Origin of the sequence: Stenotrophomonas sp. TWI700 (assembly GCF_039673645.1) — a bacterium.
Taxonomy (GTDB): domain Bacteria; phylum Pseudomonadota; class Gammaproteobacteria; order Xanthomonadales; family Xanthomonadaceae; genus Stenotrophomonas; species Stenotrophomonas maltophilia_AA.
In genome coordinates this window covers 45,911-68,005 of the sequence record NZ_JBDJMB010000008.1, presented here as the reverse complement: position 1 = coordinate 68,005, position 22,095 = coordinate 45,911, and the positions used below count along the sequence as shown (strand labels likewise).

24 protein-coding genes are annotated in these 22,095 nt (G+C 67.0%); 6 read left to right on the top strand and 18 right to left on the bottom strand.

The genetic code is table 11. The features are described 5' to 3' along the window. Positions 1 to 11: 11 nt before the first annotated feature. Complete coding sequence (locus ABE473_RS08440) at positions 12 to 338, top strand: tetratricopeptide repeat protein (protein ID WP_346489140.1); 327 nt, start codon at positions 12 to 14, stop codon at positions 336 to 338. A 13-nt stretch (positions 339 to 351) separates the two neighbouring features. Here the strand turns inward: ABE473_RS08440 and ABE473_RS08435 are convergent, their stop codons facing one another. From ABE473_RS08435 to ABE473_RS08415, 5 genes are all read right to left on the bottom strand, one after another. Then, positions 352 to 591, bottom strand: coding sequence for a hypothetical protein (locus ABE473_RS08435; protein WP_346489139.1), 240 nt, complete (start codon positions 589 to 591; stop codon positions 352 to 354). A gap of 127 nt (positions 592 to 718) precedes the next feature. After that, positions 719 to 1,354, bottom strand: a complete 636-nt coding sequence (locus ABE473_RS08430; protein ID WP_346489138.1) for an inorganic diphosphatase — start codon at positions 1,352 to 1,354, stop codon at positions 719 to 721. A 49-nt stretch (positions 1,355 to 1,403) separates the two neighbouring features. Beyond that, positions 1,404 to 2,753 (bottom strand): metallophosphoesterase family protein, encoded by a 1,350-nt coding sequence (locus ABE473_RS08425; protein ID WP_346489204.1) that lies wholly within the window; start codon positions 2,751 to 2,753, stop codon positions 1,404 to 1,406. Between the two features lie 32 nt (positions 2,754 to 2,785). Continuing rightward, positions 2,786 to 3,904, bottom strand: a complete 1,119-nt coding sequence (locus ABE473_RS08420) for a phytase (RefSeq protein WP_346489137.1) — start codon at positions 3,902 to 3,904, stop codon at positions 2,786 to 2,788. Continuing rightward, positions 3,904 to 6,474: a TonB-dependent receptor gene (locus tag ABE473_RS08415; protein WP_346489136.1), complete on the bottom strand. Its 2,571-nt coding sequence runs from the start codon at positions 6,472 to 6,474 to the stop codon at positions 3,904 to 3,906. Before ABE473_RS08415 ends, ABE473_RS08420 begins: the two co-directional genes overlap by 1 nt. A gap of 161 nt (positions 6,475 to 6,635) precedes the next feature. Here ABE473_RS08415 and upp point away from each other — a divergent pair, with 161 nt between their 5' ends. After that, a complete protein-coding gene (gene upp / locus ABE473_RS08410) occupies positions 6,636 to 7,271 on the top strand; it encodes a uracil phosphoribosyltransferase (protein WP_019183235.1) in 636 nt (211 codons plus the stop codon). Between the two features lie 140 nt (positions 7,272 to 7,411). Here the strand turns inward: upp and ABE473_RS08405 are convergent, their stop codons facing one another. The 6 genes from ABE473_RS08405 to rsmD all read right to left on the bottom strand — a co-directional run bounded on the left by ABE473_RS08405 (position 7,412) and on the right by rsmD (position 12,197). Further along, entirely contained in the window at positions 7,412 to 8,299 is an 888-nt protein-coding gene (locus ABE473_RS08405) for an MBL fold metallo-hydrolase (protein ID WP_346489135.1), read from the bottom strand. A gap of 96 nt (positions 8,300 to 8,395) precedes the next feature. Next, on the bottom strand, positions 8,396 to 10,132 hold the full coding sequence (ggt, locus tag ABE473_RS08400) for a gamma-glutamyltransferase (protein ID WP_346489134.1): 1,737 nt from the start codon (positions 10,130 to 10,132) through the stop codon (positions 8,396 to 8,398). Continuing rightward, on the bottom strand, positions 10,129 to 10,413 hold the full coding sequence (locus ABE473_RS08395; RefSeq protein WP_019183239.1) for a YfhL family 4Fe-4S dicluster ferredoxin: 285 nt from the start codon (positions 10,411 to 10,413) through the stop codon (positions 10,129 to 10,131). The genes ggt and ABE473_RS08395 overlap by 4 nt, the downstream gene beginning before the upstream one ends. 125 nt (positions 10,414 to 10,538) lie before the next feature. Then, on the bottom strand, positions 10,539 to 11,030 hold the full coding sequence (locus ABE473_RS08390) for a hypothetical protein (protein WP_070427135.1): 492 nt from the start codon (positions 11,028 to 11,030) through the stop codon (positions 10,539 to 10,541). A 47-nt stretch (positions 11,031 to 11,077) separates the two neighbouring features. Further along, entirely contained in the window at positions 11,078 to 11,587 is a 510-nt protein-coding gene (gene coaD / locus ABE473_RS08385) for a pantetheine-phosphate adenylyltransferase (RefSeq protein WP_019183241.1), read from the bottom strand. Between the two features lie 7 nt (positions 11,588 to 11,594). After that, positions 11,595 to 12,197, bottom strand: coding sequence for a 16S rRNA (guanine(966)-N(2))-methyltransferase RsmD (rsmD, locus tag ABE473_RS08380; protein WP_319211694.1), 603 nt, complete (start codon positions 12,195 to 12,197; stop codon positions 11,595 to 11,597). A 285-nt stretch (positions 12,198 to 12,482) separates the two neighbouring features. On the opposite strand from rsmD, the gene htpG reads away from it, so the two are divergent. After that, positions 12,483 to 14,381: a molecular chaperone HtpG gene (gene htpG, locus ABE473_RS08375; protein ID WP_179459204.1), complete on the top strand. Its 1,899-nt coding sequence runs from the start codon at positions 12,483 to 12,485 to the stop codon at positions 14,379 to 14,381. A 49-nt stretch (positions 14,382 to 14,430) separates the two neighbouring features. On the opposite strand, the gene ABE473_RS08370 is transcribed toward htpG, so the two are convergent. After that, entirely contained in the window at positions 14,431 to 14,727 is a 297-nt protein-coding gene (locus tag ABE473_RS08370; RefSeq protein ID WP_346477912.1) for a hypothetical protein, read from the bottom strand. Between the two features lie 165 nt (positions 14,728 to 14,892). Between ABE473_RS08370 and ftsY the strand changes: the two genes are divergently transcribed. The 3 genes from ftsY to ABE473_RS08355 are packed head-to-tail and all read left to right on the top strand — an operon-like array spanning position 14,893 to position 17,829. Continuing rightward, positions 14,893 to 16,365: a signal recognition particle-docking protein FtsY gene (gene ftsY, locus ABE473_RS08365; RefSeq protein ID WP_346489133.1), complete on the top strand. Its 1,473-nt coding sequence runs from the start codon at positions 14,893 to 14,895 to the stop codon at positions 16,363 to 16,365. A gap of 50 nt (positions 16,366 to 16,415) precedes the next feature. Further along, entirely contained in the window at positions 16,416 to 17,555 is a 1,140-nt protein-coding gene (gene mutY / locus ABE473_RS08360) for an A/G-specific adenine glycosylase (RefSeq protein ID WP_346489132.1), read from the top strand. A gap of 4 nt (positions 17,556 to 17,559) precedes the next feature. Next, entirely contained in the window at positions 17,560 to 17,829 is a 270-nt protein-coding gene (locus ABE473_RS08355; protein ID WP_319211241.1) for an oxidative damage protection protein, read from the top strand. Positions 17,830 to 17,892: 63 nt separating this feature from the next. On the opposite strand, the gene ABE473_RS08350 is transcribed toward ABE473_RS08355, so the two are convergent. The 6 genes from ABE473_RS08350 to ABE473_RS08325 all read right to left on the bottom strand — a co-directional run bounded on the left by ABE473_RS08350 (position 17,893) and on the right by ABE473_RS08325 (position 21,973). Beyond that, complete coding sequence (locus ABE473_RS08350; RefSeq protein WP_346489131.1) at positions 17,893 to 18,357, bottom strand: DUF6491 family protein; 465 nt, start codon at positions 18,355 to 18,357, stop codon at positions 17,893 to 17,895. Between the two features lie 105 nt (positions 18,358 to 18,462). Continuing rightward, positions 18,463 to 19,176, bottom strand: coding sequence for a lipoprotein-releasing ABC transporter ATP-binding protein LolD (gene lolD, locus ABE473_RS08345; RefSeq protein ID WP_179459209.1), 714 nt, complete (start codon positions 19,174 to 19,176; stop codon positions 18,463 to 18,465). Continuing rightward, positions 19,169 to 20,410 carry a lipoprotein-releasing ABC transporter permease subunit gene (locus tag ABE473_RS08340; RefSeq protein ID WP_346489130.1) on the bottom strand — a complete coding sequence of 414 codons (1,242 nt, stop codon included), beginning with the start codon at positions 20,408 to 20,410 and terminating at the stop codon, positions 19,169 to 19,171. The genes lolD and ABE473_RS08340 overlap by 8 nt, the downstream gene beginning before the upstream one ends. A gap of 23 nt (positions 20,411 to 20,433) precedes the next feature. Continuing rightward, positions 20,434 to 20,781 (bottom strand): hypothetical protein, encoded by a 348-nt coding sequence (locus ABE473_RS08335; RefSeq protein ID WP_346489129.1) that lies wholly within the window; start codon positions 20,779 to 20,781, stop codon positions 20,434 to 20,436. 52 nt (positions 20,782 to 20,833) lie between these two features. Next, positions 20,834 to 21,082 carry a succinate dehydrogenase assembly factor 2 gene (locus ABE473_RS08330; RefSeq protein ID WP_019183252.1) on the bottom strand — a complete coding sequence of 83 codons (249 nt, stop codon included), beginning with the start codon at positions 21,080 to 21,082 and terminating at the stop codon, positions 20,834 to 20,836. A gap of 105 nt (positions 21,083 to 21,187) precedes the next feature. Beyond that, a complete protein-coding gene (locus ABE473_RS08325) occupies positions 21,188 to 21,973 on the bottom strand; it encodes a succinate dehydrogenase iron-sulfur subunit (RefSeq protein ID WP_088432210.1) in 786 nt (261 codons plus the stop codon). Positions 21,974 to 22,095 lie beyond the last annotated feature (122 nt).

The window sequence follows — 22,095 nt, the reverse complement described above, 5'->3', positions numbered from 1 at the left end:
GTCCGCATCGAATGGATATCCCCGCACTGCAACGTCTGCTCGAACAGGGTCGCGACAGCGCCCTGCTCCGCTTCGGCCTGGGCAAGGCCCTGCTCGACGCGGGTGACACCGCGGAGGCGGTCATCCATCTGCAGCGCTGTGTCGCACAGGATCCACAGTACTCGGCAGGCTGGAAATGGCTGGGTAAAGCCCATCTGGCGGTCGGCGATCCGGACGCGGCGGCACAGGCATGGCACCAAGGCCGTTCTGTCGCCGAGACCAACGGCGACAAGCAGGCGGTGAAGGAAATGGCCGTGTTCCTGCGGCGGCTGCAGAAGGCGAGCGCCGGCCCGGCGTGATCGCCTGCGATGGCTACCAGAGCAGACCGTTGTTATGGAGCGCGATCAGGGTCCACACCAAGGCGATCAGCCCGAAGCCAGTGAAATAGCTCCAGTTCTGATGCGCGGCCGTCCAATCGTCCTTCCCGAAGCGGCCCCCGCTGAAGGCGAACAACGTCAGGCGACCAATGCCGAACACCATAATCTGTACGATGAAAACGACCACGATCCAGTGGATCACGGTCAGTACGCCGCGCTTGATCTCCTCTTCCATGTGCCGCCGCCCCGTCCCTTGAAAGGCCGGTCATCGGCGATGCGCAGACGACCGATACCGAGCATAGCGGACGTCACCGGCCGCGCGGAAGCTGTTGGATCACCCCCTGGTCCGACAACCCGAACGATCAATCGCCTTTCGCCCGCCGCTGCTGCGCGTCGAAGCGCTGCATCGAAGCTCGGATCAGCGCCTTGGCCTCGGCGGCATTGCCCCAGCCGTTGAGCTGGACCGGATTGCGGCCGGCCGGCAGGTCCTTGTAGACGCGGAAGAAGGCTTCGATGCGCTGCCGTTCGATCAGCGGCAGATCGTCCAGATCGCGGATGTTGGCGTAGGTGGGGTCGATCTTGTCGGTCGGCACGCCGATGACCTTTTCATCCTGCTCGCCGTCATCGACCATCTTCAGGTAGCCGATCGGACGGAACCGCACGATCACGCCGGGATGCAGCGGCTCACGGGTCAACACCAGTGCGTCCAGCGGATCGTTGTCGCCGGCCAGGGTGCGCGGCATCGAGCCGTAGTTGGCCGGGTACGCCACCGGCATCGACTGGAAGCGGTCCACATGGACCAGGCCGTCTTCCTTGATCTCGTACTTGGTGAAGCTGCCGGCCGGGATCTCCACGGCCAGATGCACTTCGTCCGGCACGCTCTTCGGCTGGGCGGCGAGGAACGGGTGCAGGACGGCGTTGCCGGCCACGCCGGCACCGGCGAGCAGCAGCAGCGAGGTGGCCAACACGGCCCGCGCGATGGAACGGCGATGCGTCATCTCGATCTCCACGGAAGGCCGGGCGCACCGCAGTGGCCCGGCCGGTCGGTCATTCCCAGCAACGGTCGGCGCGGCCCTTGAGGGTCTGGGCGCGCGCGCAGTCACGGGGGGCGATGCGTCCCTGCGTCAGTTCGGCCTTCTGTTTGCGGCCATCGGCAGCGCGTGTCAACTCGAAGCCGTCGTACAGGCGGCCGGTGACGGTGCGCGCCTCGTAGCGCAGGTGCGTCGGATCGATCTTCAACACCTGGAACAGCTGCGTGTCCTCGCCGACCGGCGCCATGGTGGTCCGGGCCTCGTCGGAGAGCCGGTACTGCTTCGGCCCGGCGACGGTGACCACGAACTGCGGCGTCGCGCCCTGCCCTTCGCCACGGCGGCCGTAGGTGTGGTCGTGTCCCTGCAGGACCAGATCGACCTGGCGGCGGCGCACCACCGGCAGCAGTACATCGCGCAGTTCGGTGTTCTCGCGGCCCTCGCGCGGGGAATAGAACGGCTGGTGCAGCAGCACGATACTCCACGGGTGCGGATTCTCCGCCAGCACATTGTCCAGCCAGGCGGCCTGCGCCTTGGCCGTGCCCAGATCGAGCGCGGAGGTACCGTCGAGCACGGCGATGCGCACGCCCTGGTAATCGAACCAGTAGGTACTGGTATCGGCGGCGTCCACGCCGTTGCGCGGCAATGCGAACGTCACCGGCCAGTGGCGGCCCAGCACGCGGCGCTCCTGCGGCGTGTCTTCGAACTCCTCGAAATACTCGTGGTTGCCGATCGCCGGGGCGACCGCGGTCTCCTGCGGCAGCCAGCCGGCGGCGGCGAACCACTCGCCCCACTCGCTGTCATCCTGCCCGTCGCCGCCGCTGACCAGGTCACCGGCGAACAGGCTCAGGCGCGCGTCCGGGGCCGCCTTGATGCCGGCCCGCAGGACCCGGGAGACGTGGCTGAGGTTCTTGTTCTGGGTGTCACCGAAATACAGCAGCGTGAGCGGCTGATCGGCACGCCCGGCGGTGCGCAGCTGGTTCCAGGCACTCCAGGTGTTCTGGCCCTGCACGCGCCACAGGTACAGGGTGTCCGGCTGCAGGCCGGTCACGTCGGCACGGTGATGATGGGACGCGCCGAGTTCAGTGGTCAGCGCCTGGGTGGTCGCGGTGATGCGGGTCGGCGTGCCGACATCCGGCGAGTCGCCGGCCACGACCCATTCCAGCACGGGCGCTTTCACCGAGGTGTCGGTACGCCAGGCGACCGAGAAGCCGCGCGCGGCGTCCTGCGCCGGCGAGGCGACCAATCGATCCGGGAAGCCAGTCGCTGCGTAATGGCGGTTGCCCACAGGAACCTGGGTGTTCGGCTCGGCACCGTTCTCGGTCCCTTTCTTCGCCACGGCACTGCCGCTGCACAGCAGCAGCGCCATCGCCAGCGCGGTCAGGGCGGCAGGAACGCGGCTCACGCGCCACACTCCAGCGGCAGCGAAAACTGCTTGGCGATGCTCGCCCAGTCGAATGCCACCACGCTCTGGTCATCGTGCACCGCGTACAGCGCGCCATGCGGGAAACGCGCGGACGGCGCCTGCATCGACCAGATGCCGTCGGTGTTGGCCACCGTATTGCCCTGGAACGCGCCGACATGTTTCAGGCTGTGCCGCTCGAACAGGTGAAACACGCTGCGCTGCTTGCCCTGCTCGGTGGTGATCCACCAGCCATCCTTGCCACAGGTCCGCAGCATCACGCCTTCGGCCTGGGCCTGAAACGCATCGCGTCCGAAGGTGGTGCCGCTGAAACGGCCTTCCAGCGTGTAGACCTTGAACTCGCTGGCGTAGGTTTCGTCTTCTTCGGCGATCAGCAGGCGGTCGTTGGCCGGGTCGCCCCAGATCGATTCGACCACGCGCAGCGCACCCGCGTCGGTGGTGTCGCCGATGCTGGCGGTGAGCGTGGCCTGCGCCTTGCCGTCCTGCACGGTGAGCGCGTAACGGCGCACGCGCTTGTCCAGTTCGGCCAGCGGCGGCAGCACGTCGTTGCCCTGCGCGTCTTCGCCCGCGTCGTAGGAATCGGTCACGTACACGTCGTAGCCGCTGCCCTGCTTGTTCACCCACAGGCCGTAGGGTTTGCGCAGGTCGGCGGCGGCGAACACCCCCAGGGGGGTGAAGTCCGGCAGCTGCAGCACCTGCACGCGGTGGTTGTCGCGCTCCACGATCAGCACCAGATCATCGACCACGGCGATGCCGTTGGGGCGATCGAACTGGCCGGGGGCGGTGCCGAGGCTGCCGACGTCACGCAGCTTCGCGCCGGTCTGCCCGTCGTAGACCACCAGCTTGTCGGTGGCCTTGGCGGTCGCGATCAACCAGACCTGGCCCTCGGGCGTGGTCCAGCTGGCCGGCGAGTCGATGTTGTCGTCCGGCGTCATCGGAGTCAGGAACGCCTCGGCGACCGTGGCGACATCGCGTGCGGCGGCGGCGTCGGCCGCAGTCGTCGGCGCGGCGGGTGCGGCAGCGTCCGGCGTCGCTGCCGGGGTGCAGGCGGTCAACAGCGCCAGCGCAAGCAAGCTCAGGCAAGGGGCGGCGCGCATCACAGGGCCACCTTCAGGCCGAGGGCGTAGGTGCGGCCATATTCTTCGTTCTGCAGAGTGCGCGAGCGCACGCCCTGGTAGAGCTCCAGCGGCTTGTCGAGCAGGTTCTGGGCTTCGAAGTAGAGGCTCACGTTGGAGGTGAACTTGTAGTCCAGGCTGAAATCGAGCTGGGTATTCGGCGCTACGTAGATATCGTAGGCGCGGCTGTCGCCCAGCGAATCCAGATACTCGCTGCGGTAGACCGCAGCCACGCGGGTGCTGAAACCGGCCTTTTCATAGCCCAGGTGTGCGCTGTACACATGTTTGGAGGCGCGCGGCAGCATGAAGTTGTCGCGCTCGCGGCCGGCCACGCCAGGATCGAAATCGGTGTCCAGCCAGGTGCCGCTGGCGCCGACCAGCAGGCCATTCCAACCCGCCGGCAGGAAGGCAAGCTGCTGCTGCCAGTTGAATTCGGCGCCCTTGACCGTGGCCTTGTTGCCGTTGATCACACGGGTGACCTCGAAGTCCGGGTACGCGGGATCCGTGTTGCTCACCGTGTTGACGATATAGCCATCGATCGACTTGTGGAACACGCCCAGCGAGACGATGCCGGTGCTGCCCAGGTATTTCTCGAGCGACAGGTCGATGTTCTTCGATTCATACGGATCCAGCTGCGGATTGCCGATCCGGACTTCCTCGTCGCCCCGGCTCAGGCCGACGCGCGGCGCCACATCGCCGAACGACGGGCGCGAGACGGTCTTGTTGGCGGCCGCGCGCAGCACCCAGTCATCGCCGGCGTCGTAACGCAGGTGCAGGCCGGGCAGCACGTTGGTGTAGCTGCGACTCACGCTCAGCGGCGTGACCGTGAAGCTGCGGCCGTTGCTGGCCACCTCGACGCTGTTGCCGGTCGCGCTGAACTGGGTGTTCTCCACGCGCACGCCGCCGATGATGCGCAGCGCGCCGACATCCCAGGTGCCCATCGCATAGCTGGCGAAGATGTCTTCGCTGGCGGTGTAGTCCTCTTCCAGCGAGGTCAGCGCGTTGCCACCGGCGTCCTGCGGACGGGCGCTGTACTGGCCGCCATGCTGGGCCCAGTGGCGACGCATGGCGTCCGAGCTCATGCCCTGGCCGAGGCTGCCACCGCGGTGATCGGGGGTGGCGGCGGTCCAGTCCGACAGCGCCACGTCCGGGCCGACGCGCAGTTCGCGCTCGTCGACATTGACGTCGCGGTCGCGCCAGCGGCCGAGCAGGCCGAACTTGACGCTGGAGGAATCCCCATCGAAGCGCACGTTGATCTGCGCACTGCGCTCGCTGTCGTTGACCTGCTTCGGCGAGAGCACGAAGCGGTCGAAATCGTAGTTGCCGTTGTCCATCCACTGCGCGCTGGTCAGCGTATAGCGCGGAATGCCGCTGTTCTGATCGACGCTGGCGCCGAGGTCGTCGCCGTTGTACTCGAAGCGCGCCTCCATCTCATCGTTGACGCGCTCTTCGGTGCGGGTGTAGCCGACCTTGTAATCGATCACTGCATTGGTGAGGCGGTTTTCGCCACCGGCGCTGGTGGTGAACGTGTTTTCCTTCTTGGTGCGGTAACGCATCCGCTTCTGGATCGCATCGGCCGGCAGGTCCTCGACGCGGTACTGGTTGTTGCCCAGCGCGATGACCTCGCCATCGCCGAAGTTGAAGATGGTGCGCTGGCGGGTTTCTGCATCATCGAACTGGCTGTACAGCGTGCGCAGGTAATAGCGGTTGTCTTCATCCGGATGCCAGTCGAGATTGAGGTTGGCGCCGATGCGCTTGCGTTCGATCTCGTACTTGCGCTGCTGCAGGCTGGTGGCGAACAGGTCGTCTTCCGCACCGCCGTCGAATTCGCCGTACTCCACTTCGGTGTTGTCCGACTCGAACTTGCGGTTCTGGTAGTTCACGCCCAGCGCAACGCCGAACGTATCGGCGAACACTTCGCTGTAATTGATCGCCGCCTTCGGGCTGGTGTTGCCGGAGAGCTGCTGGTGGCTGGCTTCGATCTTGCCGCGCAGGTTGCGGCCTTCGCGGTCGAAGGCCGAGGCGGACTCGACCAGGATCGCACCGCCGATCGCGTCGCCGGGTATGTCGGGGGTCGGCGATTTGACCACGCGCAGGCGCTCGGTCGAATCGGAGGGAATCACATCCAACGGCGCCGCACGGCTCGAATCTTCCGGGGTGCCGATGGCGATGCCGTCGACACTGACGCTGTTGAGGTTGGCATCCAGGCCGCGGATGACCACGAAGCGCCCCTCGCCCTGGTCACGGGTGACGCTGACGCCCGGCAGGCGCTGCAGCGATTCGGCCACGTTCTTGTCCGGATAGACGCCCATGGCATCGGAGGAGACCGCATCTTCGATCGCATCGCTGCTGCGCTTGAGGTCGACCGCACGGGTCTGCGACTCCAGCTGCGGGCGGACCTCGACGCGGTCCAGGTCGATGGCGGCGGCCCCGGCGGCGGCGCTGCCGGCCACCGTGCTGCCATCGGGGGTATCGGCGGCATGGACCGACGGGGTGATCACCGCCAGCAACGAAAGGCTGATCGCCAGGCCCAACGGACGCTTCTTCTGCACTGCATTCCCCAATCTGTGTAAAGAATGGGTCAGCACGGTATGTCCGGGAAGTTGCATGGGGATGACACCGGGGACATCGAGGCGGGCATTGCGGCTTCGGCTTTTGGCTTCGGTGGGGTGTTGCGGCACACTATCGGCCTCTCCTTTGCAGTCTTTCCCCCATGAAAATCGTCGAAGTGCGCCATCCGCTGGTGCAGCACAAGATCGGCCTGATGCGCGATGCGTCCCTGAGCACCAAGGACTTCCGCGAGCTGGCCAATGAACTCGGTGGGCTGCTGGCCTATGAGGCCACCGCCGATCTGGATACCGAGGCCCACACCATGGCCGGCTGGGCCGGGCCGGTGACGGTGCAGCGCATCGCCGGGGCCAAGATCACCGTGGTGCCGATCCTGCGCGCCGGCCTGGGCATGCTCAGCGGCGTGCTCTCGCTGATCCCGGCCGCGCGCGTGAGCGTGGTCGGCCTGCAGCGCGATGAGGAAACCCTGCAGCCGGTGCCCTACTTCGAGCGCCTGACCGGCCGCCTGGAAGAGCGCGATGCGCTGATCCTGGACCCGATGCTGGCTACCGGCGGCACCCTGATCGCCACCATCGACATGCTCAAGCGCGCCGGTGCCCGTCGCATCAAGGGCATCTTTCTGGTCGCCGCACCGGAGGGCATCGCCGCGGTGCAGGCCGTGCACCCGGACGTGGAGATCTTCACCGCCGCGATCGACGCCCAACTCAACGAGAAGGGCTACATCCTGCCGGGCCTGGGCGATGCCGGCGACCGCATTTTCGGGACCCGCGTGGTCGGTTGACCCCGGCGTCTGCAGCGGCGGCCGTCACCGGCCGCCGGTGCTTCACATGGTGTAGCGACGGCCGGGATGCGTCGAGGGTGCCGTGCCAACCAACGGTCGGCACCTACCGGTGTGGTTGCCCAGGCGCGCCAACCGTAGCGTTACGCCAGCGCGCGGGCCTTCAGTTCGCCCTGTTCGTGCACGGTGCCGAAGCGGCCCTTCTCATCGCGTGACACCTGCGCCAACGCGCAGTGCGGGTCATGGGTGAAGAACAGATGGACGTTGCGGGCGAGCTTATCTTCCAGGAAGCTGCGCTTCTCGTCGATCAGCAGCTCGGCGTTTCGGTCGTAGCCCATGGTGATCGGGACGTGCACCCATGAGCGGCCCGGGATCAGGTCTGCACAGAACACTACGCCGCCCCGCGGCTGACCCTCCACGGTCTCCGGCCCGATGATCTCCGCCAGCATCAGGCCCGGCGTATGCCCGTCGCTGAAGCTGAAACGCACGCTGTCGCCCAGGGTTTTCGAGTACGGGCCATCGACGATTTCCAGCCGACCGCTCGCCTCCAGCAGGCCGGGCAGTTCCGGAATGAAACTGGCGCGGTCGCGTGGATGCGGATGCAGCGCGCGGGCCCAGTGCTCGGCCCCGACCAGGAAGGTCGCATTCGGGAACAGCAGTTCGGGCGAGCGGCCCTCGCTCCAAGGCGCCAGCAGGCCGCCGGCGTGGTCGAAGTGAAGATGGCTCAGTACCACCACGTCGATGTCTTCGTGCTCGAAACCTGCCTCGCGCAGCGATTCGATCAGCACGTGGCCGGGTTCCTGCACGCCGTAACGGTCCCGCAGTTTCGGCTCGAAGAAGGCGCCGATGCCGGTTTCAAACAGCACGGTCCTGCCGGCCAACGGGCTGGCCAGCAGCGCGCGGCAGGCCAGTTCGATCCGGTTGAGATCGTCCGGCGCCGCCCATTTTTCCCAGACCGCGCGCGGCGCATTGCCGAACATCGCGCCGCCGTCGAGTTTCTGCGAGTTACCGCGGATGGACCATAGTTTCATCCGCAAATTATCGTCGTGCGACCGTTAAATATTCGCTAGCCGTCGCCCATGAAAAAACCCCGCCACTGGGACGGGGTTTTTCGTTTCCGCACGCAATCAGTGCGCTTGGCTGACCTTGGCGCTGCCCACCGGGTTACGCGGATCGCTGCCACCGCTGAGCACGTTGCTGCGACGGTCCCATTCCACGGTCTGCAGGTTGCCCCAGACGTGGCTGGAGCCGCGACCGCCGGCGGCGCTGTCGCCGGGCAGATCGATCTTGTGGCCCATCGCCTGCAGCTGCTTGATCGTATCCGCATCGAAAGTGCCGTCTTCGGCCTCGATCAGGTCCGGCAGCCACTGGTGGTGGTAGCGCGGCAGCGCGGCGACCTGCTGGGCGGTCAGGCCGTCGTCGTAGCCGAGGATGCCGAGCAGCACCATGGTGATGATGCGGCTGCCACCGGGCGTACCAAGCACCACGACCTTGTCGGCGGATTCCATGAAGGTTGGCGTCATCGAACTGAGCATGCGCTTGCCCGGCTTGGGCGCATTGGCCGCATAGCCCATCACGCCGAAGGCATTGGGCGTGCCCGGCTTCAGCGCGAAATCGTCCATTTCGTTGTTCAGCAGCACGCCGGTACCCGACGGAATCAGGCCCGAGCCGTACAGCAGGTTCACGGTCTGGGTCGCACCGACGCGGTTGCCTTCGCGGTCGATGATCGAGAAATGCGTGGTCTCGTCATCTTCCAGCGGGGTCGGGTTGCCCGACAGCAGATCGCTCGGGGTGGCCTTCTCCGGGTGGATGGTGGCGCGCAGGCCCTGGGCGTAGTCCTTGCTGGTCAGCACCTTCTGCGGGATATCCACGAAGTCCGGATCACCGAGGAAGAAGGTGCGGTCGCGGTAGGCGCGGCGCATCGCTTCCACCACCAGATGGGTGCGGTGGGCCTGGTCCATCGACTTCAGATCCCAGCCTTCCAGGATCTGCAGCATGGCGGCCAGCGCGATGCCACCGGAGGACGGCGGCGAGGCAGTGGTGATGGTCCAGTCGCGGTACTTGAAGGCGATCGGCTCGCGCAGCTTGACCCGGTAGCCGGCCAGCTCCTCGGCGGTCCAGTGGCCGCCGGCCTGCTTTACGCCCTTGAGCAGCAGCGTGCCGGTCTCGCCGCGGTAGAACCCATCGAAGCCCTGGTCGGCCAGGCGTTCCATGGTCCGCGCCAGTTCCGGCTGGCGGAACAGGTCGCCCTCGGCGATCGGCTTGCCGTTGCGCTCGTACACCTCACGCGTGCCGGGATAGCGCTGCATCACCTCGCGCCGGGACTGATAGCCCTTGGCCATGCGCGCATACACCGGGAAGCCCTCGCGCGCGATGCGCATGGCCGGTTCCAGCGAGGTCTTCAGCGGCAGCTTGCCGTGTTTGGAGGACAGCTCCACCAGCGCTGCCGGCAGGCCCGGGATGCCGGCCGACCACGCACCGTTGACCGAACGGTCGCGGTCCAGCTCGCCCTTCTTGTCCAGGAAGGCGGCCGGGGTCGCGGATTGCGGCGCGGTTTCGCGCGCATCCAGCATCACGTCCTTGCCGGTGGCGGCATCGTGCAGCAGGAAGAAGCCGCCGCCGCCGAGGCCCGAGCTGATCGGCTCGACCACCGCCAGCGTGGCGGAGACCGCCACCGCGGCATCGAACGCATTGCCGCCCTTGGCCAGGATTTCCATGCCGGCTTCCGTCGCCAGATGGTGACCACTGGCGACGGCCACGCCATCAGGATGTTTGGCCAGGACCGCCTGCGCGGATCCGGCAGCCCAGGCACCCGGGGCCACCAGCAGGACGAGCAGCAACCAACGACGCGACAGCGTTCTCATTTCGGCAGAAACTCCGTGACATACAATTCGGGATGATCGCGCTGCAGCCCGCGCAGTTTGGCGAGCAGGGCGTCCTGGGTTTCCGGAATGTCCGGATCGGGATCGATGCATTCGACCGGGCAGACGACCACGCACTGGGGTTCGTCGAAATGCCCCACGCACTCGGTGCAGCGGGCCGGATCGATCACGTAGATGGTTTCACCCATCGAGATGGCCTGATTGGGGCAGGCCGGCTCACAGACGTCGCAATTGACGCAGAGCTCATTGATTTTCAGCGACATGGCGTTACTCCACGCCCGCGCCGGCGGATGAGAACCGGCCCACGCGGGCGCGCGGGCCGGTCATCGGTGACGCCCCTGCGGGCGCCACCCGGGCCGCGCACGAGGCGCGGCCGCCACTGCACGGGTTACTTGGCTTCGACGAAGATGTACTCGGCGCCGGTCGGCTGGATGATCGACTGGACGCGGGCGTTGTCGGCGGCCTTGCCGATGAAGACCACGCGCACACCCTTCATCGAGTCCGGCGAGACGTCCTTGAACACGGCCTGGATCATGTCGGCCATCTTGGCCGAAGCCGAGGAACCGAAGGCCAGCATGTTGCCCGGCTGCACGCCACGGGCGACGGCCTGGGTGGCGCTTTCGACCTGACGCTCATACTTGGCGGCGAATTCCGGATCCGATTCCGGCGAGAGGTAGTACAGGTACGGGCTGTTGCTGATGTTGCCCATGTTCTGCACGGCCACGGCCTGCAGGTACTTCTTCCAGCCGGCATCGTCATCGGCAGCCGGGGCGACCAGCGCCTGCTGGGCTTCGACGACCGGTGCGGCCTCTTCCTTCTTGCAGGCGGTGAAGGCCAGCGCGAACGACGCGATCAACATGGCACGCATGGTGTTGTTCATGGAATTCCTCCCTTGGTGATTCTTGGTATGTATGGGTCTGACAGGTACTACGCTTGGCCCGACTTCGCTTCACGGACCTTGCGCAGCGCCTCAAGCACGGCGGACGGCACAAAGCCGGACACGTCGCCGCCCAGGCGGGCGATCTCGCGGACCAGCGAAGACGAAATGAAGCTGTGCTGCTCGGCCGGGGTCAGGAACAGCGTCTCGACCTCCGGGATCAGATGACGGTTCATGCTCGCCATCTGGAATTCGTATTCAAAATCGGACACCGCGCGCAGGCCGCGCAGCAGCACCCCGCCCTGCACCGAGCGCACGAAATGCGCCAGCAGGGTATCGAAACCACGCACTTCCACGTTGCGGTTGTGGCCCAGCGCATCACGGGCCAGCTGGACACGCAGCTCCAGCGGCAGCGTCGGCCCCTTGGACGGACTCTGCGCCACGCCCACCACCACCTTCTCGAACAGGGGCGCAGCGCGGTTCACCAGATCGATGTGACCGTTGGTGATCGGATCGAAGGTGCCCGGGTACACGGCAATGCGGCGGTTGGCCACGGTCATACGTCAGCTACGCGTGTTGGTCTGGTGAAAGTGTAGCAGTGGCGCGCCGATACAGGGCAAAACGGACCTCCCGGGTGCCCCCCTCGCGGTGCAGCAGCCAGGCCGCAGGCATCTTCGGCGCCTGATCGGCCGGCGACTCGACGTACAGCCAGGCATCGGCGGCCAGATGCGACGGCAGCCCGGCGATCACCGCCTCCCACAGCCCATCGGCAAACGGCGGATCGACGAACGCGATATCCGCCAGCGGACCGGCCGGCTGCCGCAGCCACTGCAGCGCATCGGCCTGGACCACCGTGATCTGGTCCTGCGCCCCCAGCCTGGCGACCGACTCGCGCAACTGCCGGGACAATGCCGCATCGCGCTCGACCAGCGTCGCCTGCGCCGCCCCCCGCGACACCGCCTCCAGCCCCAGCGCCCCGCTCCCGGCGAACAGATCCAGCACCCGCGCCCCGCCCAGGCGCGGCATCAGCCAGTTGAACAGCGTCTCCCGCACCCGGTCACTGCTGGGCCGCAGCCCCGGCGACAGCGGTACCGGCAGCTTCGTATTGCGCCACCTGCCCCCGATGATCCGCACCTGGCCCACGGCGGCTGCCGGCTGGCGCGGCTTCATGCGTGGCTCCGGGGGCAGAGGGTGATGGGAGGGGCGTACGGGCGGAAACGGGTCATGGGCACGGCTGGCAGGCGGTTCAGGTCGACATTCTAGGCGGTCCGGTGGTTGTCTCCACCCGGCGCCCCGATGCCGGAAGGAAATGCAGCCACGCATGGCGTGGCTCTACGGCCGCACGTACGACCTACGTGCCGAGGGCGGCGGCCTTGAATTCGGGACAATCCACCCCTACCCCTTGAGCCAGCCGCCGCGCCGGGCGCGGCAATGTCCCAAGGAGCAACACGACCCATGACCGTGCAGACCCAAAAAGAAACCCTGGGCTTCCAGACCGAAGTCAAACAGCTGCTGCAGCTGATGATCCACTCGCTGTACTCCAACAAGGAAATCTTCCTTCGCGAGCTGATCTCCAACGCGGCCGACGCCTCGGACAAGCTGCGCTTCGAAGCGCTGACCCAGCCGGACCTGCTCGAGAACGACGGCGACCTGCGCATCCGCGTCAGCTTCGATGCCACGGCCAACACCTTGACCATCGACGACAACGGCATCGGCATGAGCCGTGACGAAGCGATCGCCCACCTAGGCACCATCGCCAAATCCGGCACCGGCGACTTCCTGCGCCAGCTCTCCGGCGACCAGAAAAAGGACTCCCAGCTGATCGGCCAGTTCGGCGTCGGCTTCTACAGCGCCTTCATCGTCGCCGACCAGGTCGACGTCTACTCCCGTCGTGCCGGCCTGCCCGCCAGCGAGGGCGTGCACTGGTCCTCGCGCGGCGAAGGTGAGTTCGACGTGGAAGGCATCGACAAGCCCGAGCGCGGCACCCGCATCGTCCTGCACCTCAAGGATGACCAGCGCGACTTCGCCGATGGCTGGCGCCTGCGCGGCATCATCAAGAAGTACTCCGACCACATCGGCCTGCCGATCCAGATGGTCAAGGAACACCACGGCGAAGACGCCCCGGCCGAGATCGAATGGGAAACCGTCAACCGTGCCAGCGCGCTGTGGACGCGGCCGCGTACCGAGATCACCGACGCCGAGTACCAGGAGTTCTACAAGCACGCCGCGCACGACCACCAGGACCCGCTGGCGTGGAGCCACAACAAGGTCGAAGGCAAGCTCGAGTACACCTCGCTGCTGTACGTCCCCGGCCACGCCCCGTTCGACCTGTATCACCGCGATGCGCCCAAGGGCCTGAAGCTCTACGTCCAGCGCGTGTTCGTCATGGACCAGGCCGAGCAGTTCCTGCCGCTGTACCTGCGCTTCATCAAGGGCGTGGTGGATTCCAACGATCTGTCGTTGAACGTCTCGCGCGAAATCCTGCAGTCCGGCCCGGTCATCGATTCGATGAAGTCGGCGCTGACCAAGCGCTCGCTGGACATGCTGGAGAAGCTGGCCAAAGACAAGCCGGAGGTCTATGCCGGCTTCTGGAAACAGTTCGGCCAGGTGCTCAAGGAAGGTCCGGCGGAAGACTATGGCAACCGCGAGAAGATCGCCGGCCTGCTGCGCTTCGCCTCCACCCATGACGACAGCGGCGAGCCCAGCGTCTCGCTGGCCGACTACGTGGGCCGCATGATCGAGGGCCAGGACAAGATCTACTTCCTGACCGGCGACAGCCACACCCAGGTCAAGGACAGTCCGCACCTGGAAGTGTTCCGCAAGAAGGGCGTGGAAGTGCTGCTGCTCACCGACCGCATCGACGAGTGGCTGATGGGCTACCTCACCGAGTTCGACGGCAAGTCGTTCGTCGATGTCGCGCGTGGCGATCTGGACCTGGGTGCGCTGGAAAGCGCCGAAGACAAGCAGGCCCAGGAAGCCGTCGCCAAGGACAAGCAGGCGCTGGTGGACCGCATCAAGACCGCACTGGGTGACGACGTCGCCGACGTGCGCGTTTCGCACCGCCTGACCGATTCGCCGGCGATCCTGGCGATCGGCGAACAGGACCTGGGCCTGCAGATGCGCCAGATCCTGGAAGCCAGCGGCCAGAAGGTGCCCGACAGCAAGCCGGTGTTCGAGTTCAACCCGGGCCATCCGCTGATCGGCAAGCTGGACCAGGAAGGCGATGCCGCGCGCTTCGACGATCTGAGCCGCGTGCTGTTCGACCAGGCAGCGCTGGCCGCGGGCGACACGCTGAAGGACCCGGCGGCGTATGTGCGCCGGCTCAACAAGCTGCTGCTGGAGCTGTCGGCGTAACGGGCGCTACGGGAGGGTGCCGGCCACAGCGGCCGGCACACCGACCGGATCAGGCCCAGCGGTCCAGCAGGGTGCCCAGCATCTCGTCCTGACGGCGGACCACCGTCGCGTTGGCGGCAAACGCCAGCGCGGCTTCCCTGGCCGTCAACAGGTCCGCAATCGGCGCATTGGCGTCGTCCGGCGCGGCAACCACGGTGGCGGTGACGCCGCCTCCTGCCGCTGTCGTCTGGGCGACACCCAGCCGGGTGGTCTCCGTGACCGGCAGCCGTGCCACGTTGGAGGCCGCAGCCTGCACGCCCAGCGAGGCAGCGCGCATGCCTGAGCTGGCAATGGACATCACGCTCATCGTTCACCGTTTCGTTGTTCTGGCCGCACCCAGATGGCGCAGCCCTTCACAACAGGTAACGGCCGCATCGGCCATTACTTGAGTCCCGCCCCACCGCACCTGCACGCCCATGGGCATTCGGGGCGCAGTGGTAGCATACCCCTCTGATTTCAGCGTCTTTTGCCAATGCTCAGCTTCTTCCGTCGCAAAAAGCCCCAGGACGCCCCGCAAGAGGCGGCCAAGACCCAGCATTACTCCACCGAGGAGCTGGCTGCCGCGTTCCCGCAGGCCACTCCCGAGCCTGCAGCACCGCCGGCGCCTGCGCCGCTGCCGCCCGTGGTGGAAACCGCTGTTCCCGCTGCCGAGCCCACCGCTCCGGTAGAGCGCGTGATCGCGCCGACCCCGGTGGTTCCTGCGCCTGTGGTTCCCGCTCCGGTTGTGTCTGCCCCTGTGGTGCCTGTGCCCGTGGTGGCTGCGCCGGTGGCCCCGGCCCCGGTTGCGCCCGCACCCGTGGTGGCTGCTCCGGTTGCACCGGAACCGATCGCCCCCGCGCCTGCGGTGACCGCGCCGGTTCAAGCACCGATCGCCCCGGTAAGCGCACCCGCGCCCGCTGTGGTCGCACCGCCGGCTGTCACTCCGGTTGCTCCAGTTGCTCCGGTTGCTCCAGCCCCGGTCACTCCGGTCGCCCCGACCATCGTGACCGAGCGCCCGACCTCCCAGGACATGGCTCCCGCCGCCGCCGGCAAGAGCGGCTGGCGCGAGCGCCTGCGCAACAGCGTGATCGCACGCAGCTTCGGCGGCCTGTTCTCGCGCAATCCCAAGCTCGATGACGACCTGCTCGACGAGCTGGAAACCGCGCTGATCACCGCCGATGTCGGCGTCGGCGCGACCACCGCGCTGGTGGAAGGCCTGCGCAAGCGGATGAAGGCGCGCGAGTTCACCGACGCCAATGCGCTGCTGACCGCGCTACGCGCCGAACTGATCGCGATCCTGCAACCGGTCGCCAGGCCGCTGGTCATCGACCGCACCGCCAAGCCGTTCGTGGTGCTCACCGTCGGCGTCAACGGCGTCGGCAAGACCACCACCATCGGCAAGCTGGCCAAGCGCTTCAAGGACGACGGCCACAGCCTGATGCTGGCCGCCGGCGATACCTTCCGTGCCGCTGCCGTCGCGCAGTTGCAGGCCTGGGGCGAACGCAACAGCGTCGCCGTGGTCGCGCAGGGCCAGAACGCCGATGCGGCCTCGGTCGCCTTCGATGCGCTGCAGGCCGGCAAGGCCCGCGGCACCGAAGTGCTGATCGCCGATACCGCCGGCCGCCTGCACACCCAGGCCGGCCTGATGAACGAGCTGGGCAAGATCCGCCGCGTGCTCGGCAAGATCGATCCCGATGCCCCGCACGAAGTGCTGATGGTCATCGATGGCACCACCGGCCAGAACGCGCTGTCGCAGCTGCGTCAGTTCCATGCGGCGGTCAACGTGACCGGCCTGGTGGTGACCAAGCTGGACGGCACCGCCAAGGGTGGCGTGGTGTTCGCGCTGGCCCGTGAGTTCGGCATTCCGATCCGCTTCTGCGGCATCGGCGAGCGCCCGGAAGACCTGCGCGTGTTCGACCCGGAAGCCTTCGTCGACGCGCTGCTGCCGGAAGCACTGGGCGGCTGAGCCGATGCAGCCACGCATGGCGTGGCTCTCCCCCTTCCTCCGGAACCTGCATGACCCGCCAGCCTCCCGCCAGCGCCCCGGTGCCGACCGACGATGTCTTCGTCGCGCGGCTGCTGCACTGGTTCGACGACCACGGCCGGCATGACCTGCCGTGGCAGCACCCACGCAGCCCGTACCGGGTGTGGCTGTCGGAGATCATGCTGCAGCAGACCCAGGTCGGCACGGTCATCCCGTACTTCCTGAAATTCCTCGACGTGTTCCCGACCCTGCCCGACCTGGCCGCGGCCAGCAATGATGCGGTGATGGCACAGTGGGCCGGGCTCGGGTACTACGCCCGCGCACGCAACCTGCATGCCGCCGCACAACGCTGCGTCGAACTGCACGACGGCGAGCTGCCGCGCGATTTCGATGCGCTGCACGCGCTGCCCGGCATCGGCCGCAGCACCGCAGGCGCGATCCTCAGCCAAGCCTGGAATGATCGGTTCGCGATTCTCGACGGCAACGTCAAACGCGTGCTGACCCGCTATCACGGCATCGAGGGCTTCCCGGGGCTGCCGGCGATCGAGAAGCAGCTGTGGGCGGTGGCCGAGGCGCATGCTGCGCAGGTACCGGCATCGCGCATGGTCGATTACACCCAGGCGCAGATGGACCTGGGCGCCAGCATCTGCAGCCGCAGCAAGCCCGCCTGCGTGATCTGCCCGCTGCAGGCCACCTGCGTGGCGCGTCGCGAGGGCCGCACCGATCAGCTGCCGACGCCCAAGCCGGGCAAGACCCTGCCCGAACGCGAGGCGGTAGCGCTGCTGCTGCGCGATGCGCGCGGTCGGGTACTGCTGCAGAAGCGGCCGGACACGGGGATCTGGGCACAGCTATGGACCCTGCCCCAGGCCGACAGCGGGGTCGCGCTGCAGGACTGGTTCGATGCGCACATCGAGGGTTCGCTGGACGATGCCGAGCCGTTGCCGGTGCTGGAGCACACCTTCAGCCACTACCGGCTGCACCTGCAGGTGCTGGTGGCCACGGTGCAGAGCCTGCGCAACCAAGCGGAGGGGCTGCGCTGGGTCGCCGCCGAGGAGCTGGGCACGCTGGGCCTGCCCGCGCCGATCCGCAAGCTGCTGGAGACCGGTGCACCGCCCGCTCAGCCCAAGCGCCGTACAATGCGGCGCGCAGCAACATCCCAAGACATCGAGTAACGCTATGCCCCGCACCGTTTTCTGCCAGTACGAACAACGCGACGCCGAAGGCCTGGACTTCGTGCCCTACCCCGGCGAACTGGGCCAGCGCATCTTCACCCATATCGGCAAGCCGGCGTGGGCCGCGTGGCTGGCGCACCAGACCATGCTGATCAACGAAAACCGGCTGTCGCCGCGTGATCCCAAGCACCGCGCGTTCCTGGAAGAGGAACTGGTGAAGTACCTGTTCAGCGGTGGCGCCGAAAAGCCGGCCGGATTCGTTCCGGAGGCGTGACCGCCCACGATGCCGACCCGCGGTCGGTATCGTCATCATCCGGTTGCCGGCCAGCGGCCGGCACTACGGGGTTGGCGCCTGCTGGCCTTCTTCGCGCTCCTGCAGCTGTGCCTGGCGCAGCGCCTGTTCGGAGCTGCGCAAAGCCTTGGTGTCCAGCTTGCGGATGCTGCTGATGAAGCACGGCATGTTCATCGGTCCGGGCGTGGGGTCGCGCACCAGCACCTTGTCGAAGCGCGCCGACACACGGCCGACCCGGCTGGTCAGGCCGATCGCCGGGGCGTAGTCCAGCCCCTGGCACGGCCCGGTCAGTTCCAGCAGATAGCCTTCGCTCGGGCGCGTCCACACCGCCAGCGCACTGTCGCCCAGTTCGGCCCAACCTGACAGCGAACCGTACAGCGGCATGTCCTGCTGCGGCGGCCCGGCGTGGGCGCGGTAGAGATCGAGCTTCTGCGCGGTGGATAGGCGGCCGGTACTGGCGCACGCGGCCAGCCCAAGGCACAGGGCCACGATGGCGAGGGTCTGCTTCATGACGCCTCCTGCTGGAGAATGTGCGCCGATCATGCGCCGCCCGGCGTGGTCCCGGCGAGAGGAACCCGCCGGGTGTTCAGCGCGCAGGCAGGCACCGATGCCTGCTCAGACCTCGCTGTGGGCCAGGCTGTGCAGGCGCCCCTCGCGCAGCTCCAGCACGCGGTCCAGCTTGCGCGCCAGCGAGCGATCGTGGGTCACCAGCACCAGGCTGGTGTGGTGCGCGCGGTTGAGCTCCAGCATCAGCTCGAACACGGTCGCCGCCGTCTTGTCGTCCAGGTTGCCGGTCGGCTCGTCGCCGAGCACGCAGGCCGGTCGGTTGACCAGCGCGCGGGCGACGGCAGCGCGCTGGCGCTCACCACCGGAGAGTTCACCGGGCTTGTGGTCCAGGCGATGGCCCAGGCCGACCGATTCCAGCAGCGCCTGCGCGCGGGTGCGCGCGTCCACCACTTCTTCGCCCCCGAGCAGCACCGGCATCATCACGTTTTCCAGCGCGGTGAATTCGGGCAGCAGGTGGTGGAACTGGTAGACGAAGCCGAGCGCGCGGTTGCGCAGCCGGCCGCGCTGGCTGTCGGACAGGCCGGACATGCGCTGGCCGGCCACATAGACCTCGCCCGCCGTCGGCGTATCCAGGCCGCCCAGCAGGTGCAGCAGGGTGCTCTTGCCGGCGCCGGAGGCACCGATGATCGCCACGGTTTCGCCCGCAGCCACGCGCAGGTCCAGCCCGTTGAACACGGGCGTCTGCATGCGGCCTTCGGCGTAGGTCTTGGCCAGGGCTTCGGCGCGGATGACTTCCTCGCCCAGGGTGAGTGCTTCATTCATAACGCAGGGCCTCCGCCGGCTGGGTGCGTGCCGCGCGCCAGGCGGGATACAGAGTGGCAAGGAAGCTCATGACCAGCGCCACGGCGGTGATCACGATGATGTCCGGGGTCTGCATGTCGGTCGGCAGGCCGGTGATGTAGTAGACGTCTTCCGGCAGCAGCTTGACGTTGAACAGGGTCTCGATCGCCCCGAGGATGCGCTCCAGGTTCAAGGTCAGGGTGATGCCGCCGACCACGCCGAGCACGGTGCCGAAGATGCCGATCAGCGAGCCCTGCACCATGAACACCTGCATGACCCCGCCCGGGGTGAGCCCGAGCGTGCGCAGGATGGCGATGTCGGCCTGTTTGTCGGTCACCAGCATCACCTGCGAGGAGACCAGGTTGAAGGCGCCCATGGCGATGATCAGCGAGAGCAGGATGCCCATCACCACCTTCTCCATGCGCAGCGAGTGGTAGAGGTTGGCGTTCTGCTGGGTCCAGTCGCTGACGCGGTAGGCGCCCGTCAGGTTGTGGGCCAGATCGACGCCGACGTCCAGCGCCTTGTCCATGTCATGCAGCTTGAGGCGCACGCCGGTGACACCGTCGATGCGCAGCACTTTTTCCAGATCGGCCATGTTGGCGTATGCCACGCCGCGGTCGACCTCGTTGTAGCCGGCTTCGAAGATGCCGCTGACGGTGAAGCGTTTCATGCGCGGGATCGCACCGATCGGCGTGCCCTGCACTTCCGCCAGCGTCACCAGCACGGTATCGCCGACGCCGACACCGAGATAGATCGCCAGCTCCTGGCCGACCAGCAGGTTGTAGCTGCCTGCGGTCAGGCTGTCGAAACTGCCCTTCTTGACCTTCTCGTTGATGACCGAGACGTTCGGTTCCAGCGCCGGGTCGATGCCCTGCACGATGGCGCCCTGCACGCGGGGACCGCTGAGCATGGCCTGGATTTCGATATACGGCGCCGCGCCGGCGACACGCGGATCCTTTTTCGCCACCTCCACCGCATGCGCCCAGTCGGCCATGGGTGCGCCGTCGGTGGTGATGGTGGTATGCGCGGTCATCTGCAGCAGTCGATCGCGGATTTCCTTCTGGAAACCGCTCATGACCGCCAGCGTGGTGATCAGCACGGTCACGCCCAGGGCAATGCCGAGGATCGAGGCCATGGAGATGAAGGAGATGAAGCCGTTGCGGCGTTTGGCGCGCAGGTAGCGCAGGCCAATCGAGACAGGTATGGGTTTGAACATGCAGGTACGCCGGACAATTCAGGCTATGGTGCCACTGCAGGGGGTGAACGGGAAATGCAGTGTGCCCGGACGGCTAGTCGCAGTTCACGTGCCTGCCCCTGCGGGAGGGTATCGGGCCAGAACAAACGCCAGTGGCGGCGCCCCTCGTGCCGCCAGGCCAGCTGCACCAGCGGGCCGCGGCGCCGCATCTGAAGGTCCTCGACCGGCGCGTCATCCACCTGTGCCGGGGCGTCATCGGCCGGGATCAGGAAGACGCAGCCCGGGCGGCGCGCATAGCGCCATGCCTCCCACCAGGTGCCGGCCATCGCCACCACGCCCAGCCCCAGGCCCCACGGCGTGGGCAGATCGGTTGCCCACAGCGCCCAGGGCATCAGCGCCCCCATGGCGATCAGCGCGCGGCACTGCCAGCGCGAGGGATGCCACTCATGCCGGAAGGGCGCGGATCCGGGCGATAAGGGCGGCGGGCGCGGCATGCGGGCACTCCTCGTAGCCCATGAACCAGCGCCACAACTTATCGTCCTCACTCTCGAGCAGGAACAGGAAAACCTCGCGCTCGTCTGTCGGTGCCTGCAGCCAGCAACGGTCCAGGTAACGGCCGAACAGCTGGTCCAGCTCGCGCATGCCGCGGCGGCAACGCCAGCGCAGCTTTTTCAGTTCGGTTGCTTCATCCATTTTCTGCGTTTCCAGATAAGGCAAAGCCACGCATGGCGTGGCTCTACCGTTTCGATCTTTTTCTGCAAAGCCACGCATGGCGTGGCGCTACAGGACACACCTGGATCAGGCGCGGCGCGCCATCATCAGCTTCTTGATCTCGGCAATGGCCAGCGCCGGGTTCAGGCCCTTCGGGCAGGTGCGCGAGCAGTTCATGATGGTGTGGCAGCGGTACAGCTTGAACGGGTCTTCCAGCTCGTCCAGGCGCGCACCGGTGTCTTCATCGCGCGAGTCGATGATCCAGCGGTAGGCCTGCAGCAGGATGGCCGGGCCCAGGTAACGCTCGCCGTTCCACCAGTAGCTCGGGCAGCTGGTCGAGCAGCACGCGCACAGGATGCACTCGTACAGGCCGTCCAGCTTCTTGCGGTCTTCCGGCGACTGCAGGCGCTCGCGGTCCGGCGGCGGCGGGGTCTGGGTACGGATCCACGGCTTGATCGAGGCGTACTGCGCGTAAAAGTGGGTCAGGTCCGGCACCAGATCCTTGACCACGCTCATGTGCGGCAGCGGGTAGATCGGCACTTCGGCCTTGCCGCAGTCGGCAATCGCACGGGTGCAGGCCAGCGTGTTGGTGCCGTCGATGTTCATCGCGCACGAACCGCAGATGCCCTCGCGGCACGAACGACGGAAGGTCAGGGTCGGATCGATCTCGTTCTTGATCTTGATCAGCGCGTCCAGAACCATCGGGCCGCAGGCGTCCAGATCGATCTCATACGTATCGGTGCGCGGATTGCTGTCGTCGTCGGGACTCCAGCGGTAGATCTTGAAGGTGCGGGTGTTCTTCGCACCGGTCTGGGCGGGGAAGTGCTTGCCCTTTCCGATCTTGGAATTCTTGGGGAGGGAAAACTCGGCCATGGCTGTTCTCGTTGGCTCAGGCGGCTCGCGCTGCGGAGCAGGCGCGGGTAGCACGGAAGATGAGGAGGTCGACACCGCCGGCCAGCGGCGCACGCGCCACCCCACCCGTGCGGGTGGCGGCG

Excerpts from the sequence above, each read along its gene's own strand:
- ggt (WP_346489134.1), bottom strand. The coding sequence starts at position 10,132 with ATGAGAACGCTGTCGCGTCGTTGGTTGCTGCTCGTCCTGCTGGTGGCC.
- ABE473_RS08340 (WP_346489130.1), bottom strand. The coding sequence starts at position 20,410 with ATGTTCAAACCCATACCTGTCTCGATTGGCCTGCGCTACCTGCGCGCC.
- ABE473_RS08395 (WP_019183239.1), bottom strand. The coding sequence starts at position 10,413 with ATGTCGCTGAAAATCAATGAGCTCTGCGTCAATTGCGACGTCTGTGAG.
- ABE473_RS08430 (WP_346489138.1), bottom strand. The coding sequence starts at position 1,354 with ATGACGCATCGCCGTTCCATCGCGCGGGCCGTGTTGGCCACCTCGCTG.
- lolD (WP_179459209.1), bottom strand. The coding sequence starts at position 19,176 with ATGAATGAAGCACTCACCCTGGGCGAGGAAGTCATCCGCGCCGAAGCC.
- ABE473_RS08370 (WP_346477912.1), bottom strand. The coding sequence starts at position 14,727 with ATGAGCGTGATGTCCATTGCCAGCTCAGGCATGCGCGCTGCCTCGCTG.
- ABE473_RS08425 (WP_346489204.1), bottom strand. The coding sequence starts at position 2,753 with ATGGCGCTGCTGCTGTGCAGCGGCAGTGCCGTGGCGAAGAAAGGGACC.
- ftsY (WP_346489133.1), top strand. The coding sequence starts at position 14,893 with ATGCTCAGCTTCTTCCGTCGCAAAAAGCCCCAGGACGCCCCGCAAGAG.
- coaD (WP_019183241.1), bottom strand. The coding sequence starts at position 11,587 with ATGACCGTGGCCAACCGCCGCATTGCCGTGTACCCGGGCACCTTCGAT.
- ABE473_RS08355 (WP_319211241.1), top strand. The coding sequence starts at position 17,560 with ATGCCCCGCACCGTTTTCTGCCAGTACGAACAACGCGACGCCGAAGGC.
- ABE473_RS08335 (WP_346489129.1), bottom strand. The coding sequence starts at position 20,781 with ATGCCCTGGGCGCTGTGGGCAACCGATCTGCCCACGCCGTGGGGCCTG.
- ABE473_RS08350 (WP_346489131.1), bottom strand. The coding sequence starts at position 18,357 with ATGAAGCAGACCCTCGCCATCGTGGCCCTGTGCCTTGGGCTGGCCGCG.
- ABE473_RS08420 (WP_346489137.1), bottom strand. The coding sequence starts at position 3,904 with ATGCGCGCCGCCCCTTGCCTGAGCTTGCTTGCGCTGGCGCTGTTGACC.
- ABE473_RS08330 (WP_019183252.1), bottom strand. The coding sequence starts at position 21,082 with ATGGATGAAGCAACCGAACTGAAAAAGCTGCGCTGGCGTTGCCGCCGC.
- mutY (WP_346489132.1), top strand. The coding sequence starts at position 16,416 with ATGACCCGCCAGCCTCCCGCCAGCGCCCCGGTGCCGACCGACGATGTC.
- htpG (WP_179459204.1), top strand. The coding sequence starts at position 12,483 with ATGACCGTGCAGACCCAAAAAGAAACCCTGGGCTTCCAGACCGAAGTC.
- ABE473_RS08325 (WP_088432210.1), bottom strand. The coding sequence starts at position 21,973 with ATGGCCGAGTTTTCCCTCCCCAAGAATTCCAAGATCGGAAAGGGCAAG.
- rsmD (WP_319211694.1), bottom strand. The coding sequence starts at position 12,197 with ATGAAGCCGCGCCAGCCGGCAGCCGCCGTGGGCCAGGTGCGGATCATC.
- ABE473_RS08440 (WP_346489140.1), top strand. The coding sequence starts at position 12 with ATGGATATCCCCGCACTGCAACGTCTGCTCGAACAGGGTCGCGACAGC.
- ABE473_RS08435 (WP_346489139.1), bottom strand. The coding sequence starts at position 591 with ATGGAAGAGGAGATCAAGCGCGGCGTACTGACCGTGATCCACTGGATC.
- ABE473_RS08405 (WP_346489135.1), bottom strand. The coding sequence starts at position 8,299 with ATGAAACTATGGTCCATCCGCGGTAACTCGCAGAAACTCGACGGCGGC.
- ABE473_RS08390 (WP_070427135.1), bottom strand. The coding sequence starts at position 11,030 with ATGAACAACACCATGCGTGCCATGTTGATCGCGTCGTTCGCGCTGGCC.
- upp (WP_019183235.1), top strand. The coding sequence starts at position 6,636 with ATGAAAATCGTCGAAGTGCGCCATCCGCTGGTGCAGCACAAGATCGGC.